We start from the raw sequence: 7,748 nt of genomic DNA, 5'->3' as shown, positions 1-7,748 counted from the left end.
TTTAAATGGAAATGGATCTAAGTAAAGGGATGCCGGCTAAAATTAAAATGAAAACGACTATTTCGCAAGGAGATTCAGTTGAAAGTTTTGCATTTGATGAAACAGGCAAAGTAGTGTATATGAATGGAGCTTATTACATACTCTATCAAGAGACGTATGATGCAGTAGAAATTCCCGTAACCGTTAAATTAGATGCATCGGGAGTAGTGACGATTATTCGCAGAGGGGAAACAACTACGCGTATGCGCTTTGGCGAAGGAGATCGGTATGAAACAAGTTATCATACACCCCAAGGAATGATCACCATGGAAACAGTCACTCGTCACTTACGAATCAGTTACCGGGATCAGCCTTTTTCAGGAGAATTACAAATGGAATACGATTTGTATTTCAGCAAAGAAAAATTAGGAAATTACAAATTACAATTGCTTTTTACTGTTTAAATATAGTATGATAAAGAGTAGACTGTTGAAAGGACGTGGCTTTCGTGAAACTTGAAAGATTTGATGGACAAAATAAAAATGAATTATCAATGATAGAAGTCGCTCATGCCATTTTAGAAAAAAACGGTGAAATTTTAGATTTTGCTACTTTATTAAAAGAAATCAAAGAATTTTTAGGAATGAGTACAGAAACAGTAAATAACCAAATTTCTCAATTTTATACAGATTTAAACATTGATGGAAGTTTTATTTCTCTTGGGGAAAACCGCTGGGGCTTGCGCTCATGGTATCCAATCGATTTTATTGATGAAGAAGTTACTCAAGGAAATGAAGATGAATCTCCACGCCGCAAAAAACGTAAAAAAGTTAGTGCTTTTGTTTCAAGTGAAGATGAAATTGATTACAGCAATGATGACCCAGAAGACGACTACGTAGAAGACGAAGATGAAGAAGAAGAGCTTCTAGTAGATAGTGACGGCGTAGTCATTGAAGAAGAAGACAAAGAAGACATTGGGAAATATAAGCAAGACCTTAGTGAGATTGGCGCCGATGACGAAGATACTGAAGATGAATTGCCAGATGGTGTAGAAGGCGAATTGAATGTAGTCGACGAGTACGATGAACCGGATGACGATGATGACGACTTTAATTTAAGCACGCACTAGTAAATGAATTGTCTTCATTTCGAATTGCTTTTTTAGAGTCAGCAAAGAAATGAAAAATAAAGATAAAGTCCTTGACGAAGCCAACTTAAGATTGTATTATCTTTGTTGGGCTCCCTTAAAGTTATTTTAAGGGACAAGGACTAAAAGTAATTTATAGGCTCCCTATTCTTAACGGAATAGGGAGCCTTGTTTTGTTGTTTGACTACCCAAATTAAACCAAAAGGAGTTCGATAAAATGACGAAGTATATTTTTGTTACAGGTGGAGTAGTTTCTTCAATTGGTAAAGGTATTGCAGCAGCTTCTTTGGGAAGATTATTGAAAAACCGCGGATTGAAAGTCACTATTCAAAAGTTTGACCCTTATATCAATGTGGATCCAGGAACAATGAGTCCCTATCAACACGGAGAAGTATTTGTAACGGATGATGGAGCAGAGACTGACTTAGATTTAGGCCATTATGAACGCTTTATCGATATCAATTTAAATCAATATTCGAATGTAACGACTGGAAAAGTGTATTCCGAAGTTATCCGTAAAGAACGGAAAGGAGAATACCTAGGAGCAACGGTCCAAGTCATTCCGCATATTACAAACGAAATCAAAGAAAAAATTATGCGTGCCGGACAGACCACAGATTCAGATATCGTGATTACTGAAGTCGGTGGTACCGTTGGAGATATTGAATCTTTGCCGTTTCTAGAAGCTTTGCGTCAAATGAAAAGAGAAGTAGGATCCGATAATGTAGTCTATATCCATACTACGCTTATCCCTTATTTAGGCGCTGCCGGAGAAATGAAAACAAAGCCGACCCAACATAGTGTTAAAGAATTAAGAGGATTAGGAATCCAACCTAATATTTTAGTTGTGCGTACTGAACGCCCAATTTCACAGAGCATGAAAGACAAATTAGCTTCATTTTGTGATGTAGCACCTGAAGCAGTAATTGAATCATTAGACGTTGACACGCTGTATTCCATTCCCTTGAATCTGCAAAAACAGGGAATGGATCAAATCGTTTGTGATCATCTGAAAATCGATGCTCCACCTGCTGATATGACAGAATGGATCAAATTAGAAGAAAAAGTGTTGAATTTATCTAAAAAAACTAAAATCGCCTTAGTCGGTAAATATGTCGAACTGCCCGATGCTTACTTATCAGTAGTAGAGTCATTGAATCATGCCGGTTATGCAGAAGACGCAGAAATTGAAATAGCGTGGATCAATGCGGATGAAGTAACGTCAGAAAACGTTGCTGCTGTATTAAAAGATGCAGATGGTATTCTAGTCCCGGGCGGCTTTGGGGACCGTGGATTAGAAGGAAAAATTGCTGCTATTCAATATGCCCGTGAAAATAGGGTTCCTTTCTTTGGAATTTGTTTAGGAATGCAGTTAGCTTGTGTTGAGTTTGCCCGTAATGTAGCAGGACTTGAAGGAGCACATTCTGCCGAAACAGATCCAAAAACTCCCTATAACATCATTGATTTGATGGTTGATCAAAAGGATGTAGTCGAAATGGGCGGAACATTGCGCCTTGGATTGTACCCCTGTAAATTAAAACCAGGTTCTGTTGCAGCTGAAATTTATGACAATATGGAAGTTGTGCAAGAACGTCACCGTCATCGTTACGAATTCAATAATGAATACCGTTCATTATTAGAAGAAAAAGGGCTAGTATTCTCAGGTGTTTCACCAGATAACCGCTTGGTTGAAATCGTGGAATTGTCAGATCACCCATTTTATGTGGCTTGTCAATTCCATCCAGAATTTCTTTCACGGCCAAATCGTCCACAAAAACTATTCTCCGGTTTTGTGAAAGCTTCATTAAAAAATCAACACTAATACTTGTTTTAATCTCATTGAGAATCGCGACAAATGGCTGAATAAGTATGGAAATAGTTTATTTTGTTTGGTATAATGAAAATGTTGGCTAGGGGAAGACCTTGGCAAATAATATCTTTTCCTTAAGGAGGAAAATACATGAGTCGTTTAGTTAGTATGACAGATATGTTAAATAAAGCATTAGAAGGTAAGTATGCTGTAGGTCAATTCAACATCAACAACCTTGAATGGACACAAGCGGTTTTAGAAGCTGCTGAAGCAGAAAAATCTCCAGTAATTTTGGGTGTTTCTGAAGGTGCTGGAAAATACATGGGCGGTTCAAAAGTTGTTGCTGCAATGGTTGAAGCTTTAATGGAAACAATGAACATTACTGTTCCTGTTGCTCTACATTTAGACCATGGTTCTTCATTTGAAAACTGTAAAGAAGCAATTGATGCAGGATTTTCTTCTGTAATGATCGATAACTCAGCATACCCAATTGATGAAAATATTGCTGCAACTAAAAAAGTTGTAGAATATGCTCATTCAAAAGGCGCTTCTGTTGAAGCTGAAGTAGGAACAGTTGGCGGAACGGAAGATGGCGTTACTGGAGGAGTTCAATACGCTGATGCTCAAGAATGTCTACGTATGGTTAAAGAAGCAAACATTGATGCACTAGCTGCAGCTTTAGGTTCTGTTCACGGAGACTACGAAGGCGAACCTGTTTTAGGTTTTGACGAAATGAAAGAAATTTCTGAATTAACACATGCTCCACTTGTTTTACATGGTGGATCTGGAATTCCTGAATTCCAAATTAAAAAAGCAATTGAAAATGGTCATTCTAAAATCAATGTGAACACTGAGTTGCAACAAGTTTGGACTGCAGCTGTTCGTGAAAAATTAGCTACTGATGATAAAGTTTACGACCCTCGTAAAGTTATTGCACCAGGTAAAGAAAAAATTGTTGAAAAAGTTAAAGAAACTATGCAACGTTTTGGTTCATCAAACAAAGCATAATTTCCAACTGTACAACACATTAGCAAGAAATTAGGACCAGAGCTAGAGTCACATTAACGTGACTTTGGCTCTGGTTCTTTTTTTAGAATTTGCATTTTATATGAAAGAAAGCACATTTCACTCATCAAATTTTCATTTTCTACCTTCTTCTAGTAAGAAAAAAATATAAAAATTGTATGTTAGCGAATAGTGTAGTAACATAGAACAGTGTATTTAAGTGAACAAAAAAGTAAAAATATATGTTAACTAACCTCGTGTTAATCTCGTTGTACCGGCTTTTATAAATAGCTTTTTCAATGTAGGTTTAACCTATCTGCTCCATTCAACTTCCGTGTACTTGTCCGTCTAGTTTTTTTGCCGTGTTTTCAAAGAACCAAAATGATTAAATCACATTAAAATAATGCTTCATTGTCAATCGGTTTCTAGAATGGATTGTAGTGTAGAAAGAGAATCTTATAAGAGACATCAATTGTCTCTTACTATTTTTTTAGTTATAAATTAAGAAATAAGTTTCTTTAAGAATTGAATAGTATATGTAAAATAAAAAAATTGTTAAATTAATGAAGTGAGGGTATTAAATGAATAAATTAGTTATTAATGGGGGAAAAAAACTTTCAGGAAAAGTCACGATCACTGGGGCAAAAAATAGTGCAGTCGCTTTGATTCCGGCTTCAATTTTAGCAGATTCTCCCGTAACGTTAGAAGGTGTACCGGATATTCAAGATGTTCATTCGCTGATTGAAATCTTAAATGTGATGCATGTTAAAACTTCTTTTGACGGATCAACATTAGTTATCGATCCAACTGAAATGATCTCTATTCCTATGCCAAATGGAAAAATACAAAGTTTACGAGCTTCTTATTATTTTATGGGAGCTTTGTTAACAAAGTACGGACAAGGAGTTGTTGGGTTGCCAGGCGGCTGTTTCTTAGGACCGCGTCCAATCGATCAACATTTGAAGGGATTCCGTGCACTAGGAGCCACAGTTGAAAACGAACTAGGTGCGATGTATTTGAGAACACCTGAAGAAGGAATGATCGGTACTCGGATCTATCTAGACGTTGTTTCGATCGGAGCAACCATTAATGTTATGCTGGCAGCAGTCAAAGCTAAAGGGACAACCATTATTGAAAATGCAGCTCGGGAACCTGAAATTATTGATGTGGCTACATTATTAAATAATATGGGAGCCAAAGTTCGAGGTGCCGGTACAGATATCCTTCGTATTGAAGGAGTGGAAGAATTGCACGGTTGCCGTCATACCGTTATTCCAGATCGAATTGAAGCCGGAACTTACTTAGCTCTAGCAGGTGCTGTCGGTTCAGATATTATAGTGCAAAATGTGATCGTTGAGCACTTGGAAGGACTGCTAGCTAAAATGGAAGAAATGGGCGTTCCAATGGAAATTGGAGAGGAGAGCATTCGCGTGAAAGAGGCATCCAAACCTTTAAAACCGATAGCAGTCAAAACGCTGCCGTATCCTGGCTTTGCCACAGACTTGCAGCAGCCGTTAACTCCATTGATACTGAAAGCTGCAGGAGAGTCTTCTATTTTAGACACTATTTATGCTAAACGAGTGAAACACATCCCGGAATTAGTCAGAATGGGAGCACGTGCTCGAGTAGAAGGTGAATTGATTCTATTAGAAGGACCATGCGAATTAAAAGGGGTAGAAGTGGAAGCGAGTGATTTAAGAGCAGGTGCTTGTTTGGTAATAGCTGGTTTAATGGCTGAAGGGACCACAACAGTTACAGGTGTTGAAAACATCTTACGAGGATATGACCATATTGTTGAGAAACTGACTGCATTAGGTGCCGACATCAAAATGATAAAAGCCGACGACAATATATAGGAGCTAAAAATATGAGCGAAATATTAACGATAGAGCAATTAGAAGAGAAGACGTTAAAAGAGATTTATACTTTTGCTAAAGAATTAAAAATTCCTTACTATAGTCAAATGAATAAAAAGGAGTTAGCCTTGGCAGTTATTCGTGCACAAGAAGAAAAACAAGGTTTCTTTATTGCTGAAGGTGTGTTAGATATTATGGCACAGCAAGACTTTGGTTTTTTAAGACCAATCAATTATACACCCAGTAAAGAAGATATTTATATTTCTTCTTCGCAAATCAAACGCTTTGGTTTGCGCAATGGGGATAAAGTTACGGGAAAAGCAAGACCGCCAAAACCGTCTGAACGTTATTATGGATTGATGCATGTAAATAAAGTAAATGGGAAGAATCCGGAAGAAGCTAAAGAACGCTCGCATTTTCCGGCCTTAACACCTTTGTATCCTGACCGTCAGATGAAACTAGAAACAGAACAAGCTAAAATTTCTAATCGTATGATCGATATTGTAGCTCCGGTCGGATTTGGCCAACGTGGTTTAATTGTAGCTCCGCCAAAAGCGGGTAAAACGACTCTTTTAAAAGAAATCGCCAATGGGATCGCGAAAAATCACCCTGACGCAGAGTTGCTTGTGTTGCTGATAGATGAGCGACCAGAAGAAGTAACAGACATTGAACGAAGCGTAAAAGGCGAAGTGATTTCTTCAACATTTGATCAACAACCACAAAATCATGTGCGTGTTGCAGAACTGGTACTAGAAAGAGCGATGAGGTTAGTTGAGGACAAACGAGATGTGATTATCTTGATGGACAGTATTACGCGTTTAGCACGGGCGTATAACCTAGTGATTCCACCAAGCGGCAGAACGCTGAGTGGTGGGATTGATCCGGCAGCTTTGTATCGACCAAAACGATTCTTTGGAGCGGCTCGGAATATTGAAGAAGGCGGCAGTTTGACTATTTTAGCCACTGCTTTAGTCGATACAGGTAGTCGGATGGATGACATTATTTATGAAGAATTCAAAGGGACCGGTAACTCTGAGTTGCATTTATCAAGAGAGTTAGCAGAACGCCGTATTTTCCCTGCTATCGATGTCAAAAAATCGAGTACCAGAAAAGAAGAATTGTTGTTGGATAACAGCCGCTTAGAAGAAATTTGGAAGTTGCGACACGCAATGACAGGGGATGCTTTAGAATTTACGGATCAATTCATCAAGTTTTTACGTAAAACAACCGACAATCAACACTTTTTTGAAGGCTTTTCTGAAAAGAACTTTACACAAACAAGAAACACCCGAAACCAGCGGAAATAAAAGTAAGATACAGCTGGAAAAGTAGTAAGATTTGTTTGCATTATGGTAAGAAACATGTTAGTATGCTAATGTTGTCTAAAAATAATAAAAACTCTGGTTCAGCAAATGCATCAGGGCAAAGGAGCGAGAACATATGAAGCAAGAAATTCATCCGAAATATCAACAAGTTGTCTTCATGGATACTACAACTGGTTTTAAATTCTTGTCTGGTTCTACTAAACATTCAAGTGAAACTGTTGAGTGGGAAGATGGTAACACTTACCCATTAATCCGTGTTGAAATTACATCTGATTCACACCCATTCTATACTGGACGTCAAAAGTTCACACAAGCAGATGGACGTGTCGACCGTTTCAACAAAAAATACGGTTTGGCAGATGCAAACGCAGCCGAATAAAACTAAACTCTTTGAAAGCTCCGATCTTCGGAGCTTTTTTTGTACCATTTTTCCATATTACGTGCTTTTTGAAGCGTTATTTGTTACGATGAACAAAAGAAAAGAGAGGTGTGCAAACTATGGTTTGGCTAGTTATGATCGTTATAATTGTCCTATTAGTACTAGTGTATATCAGCTTGTATAATAATTTGGTTAAAGCGAGAATGTGGGTCAGAGAGGCGTGGAGTCAGATCGATGTCCAATTAAA

Annotated in this window: 7 protein-coding genes and 1 pseudogene; all 8 read left to right on the top strand. The window is 37.9% G+C overall.

Annotated elements, in window-relative coordinates:
* The first annotated feature begins 29 nt into the window (after nt 1–29).
* Nucleotides 30–443 (top strand): DUF1934 domain-containing protein, encoded by a 414-nt coding sequence (locus RT405_RS07670; protein WP_313468908.1) that lies wholly within the window; start codon nt 30–32, stop codon nt 441–443.
* A 44-nt stretch (nt 444–487) separates the two neighbouring features.
* Nucleotides 488–1,108, top strand: a complete 621-nt coding sequence (gene rpoE, locus RT405_RS07665; protein WP_313468907.1) for a DNA-directed RNA polymerase subunit delta — start codon at nt 488–490, stop codon at nt 1,106–1,108.
* 235 nt (nt 1,109–1,343) lie between these two features.
* Nucleotides 1,344–2,948: a CTP synthase gene (locus RT405_RS07660; protein WP_313468905.1), complete on the top strand. Its 1,605-nt coding sequence runs from the start codon at nt 1,344–1,346 to the stop codon at nt 2,946–2,948.
* A 138-nt stretch (nt 2,949–3,086) separates the two neighbouring features.
* Nucleotides 3,087–3,944, top strand: coding sequence for a class II fructose-1,6-bisphosphate aldolase (fba, locus tag RT405_RS07655; protein ID WP_035030273.1), 858 nt, complete (start codon nt 3,087–3,089; stop codon nt 3,942–3,944).
* Nucleotides 3,945–4,522: 578 nt separating this feature from the next.
* Nucleotides 4,523–5,797 carry a UDP-N-acetylglucosamine 1-carboxyvinyltransferase gene (locus RT405_RS07650; protein ID WP_313468902.1) on the top strand — a complete coding sequence of 425 codons (1,275 nt, stop codon included), beginning with the start codon at nt 4,523–4,525 and terminating at the stop codon, nt 5,795–5,797.
* A gap of 11 nt (nt 5,798–5,808) precedes the next feature.
* Nucleotides 5,809–7,104, top strand: a complete 1,296-nt coding sequence (rho, locus tag RT405_RS07645; RefSeq protein ID WP_035030265.1) for a transcription termination factor Rho — start codon at nt 5,809–5,811, stop codon at nt 7,102–7,104.
* A gap of 133 nt (nt 7,105–7,237) precedes the next feature.
* Nucleotides 7,238–7,501 (top strand): type B 50S ribosomal protein L31, encoded by a 264-nt coding sequence (locus RT405_RS07640; protein ID WP_035030259.1) that lies wholly within the window; start codon nt 7,238–7,240, stop codon nt 7,499–7,501.
* 119 nt (nt 7,502–7,620) lie between these two features.
* Nucleotides 7,621–7,748 (top strand): annotated as a pseudogene (locus tag RT405_RS07635) (LemA family protein); the annotation flags it as partial.

The sequence above is a fragment of the Carnobacterium sp. genome, assembly GCF_032094055.1.
Taxonomy (GTDB): Bacteria; Bacillota; Bacilli; order Lactobacillales; family Carnobacteriaceae; genus Carnobacterium_A.
This window is presented reverse-complemented; position numbering and strand designations above follow the sequence as displayed.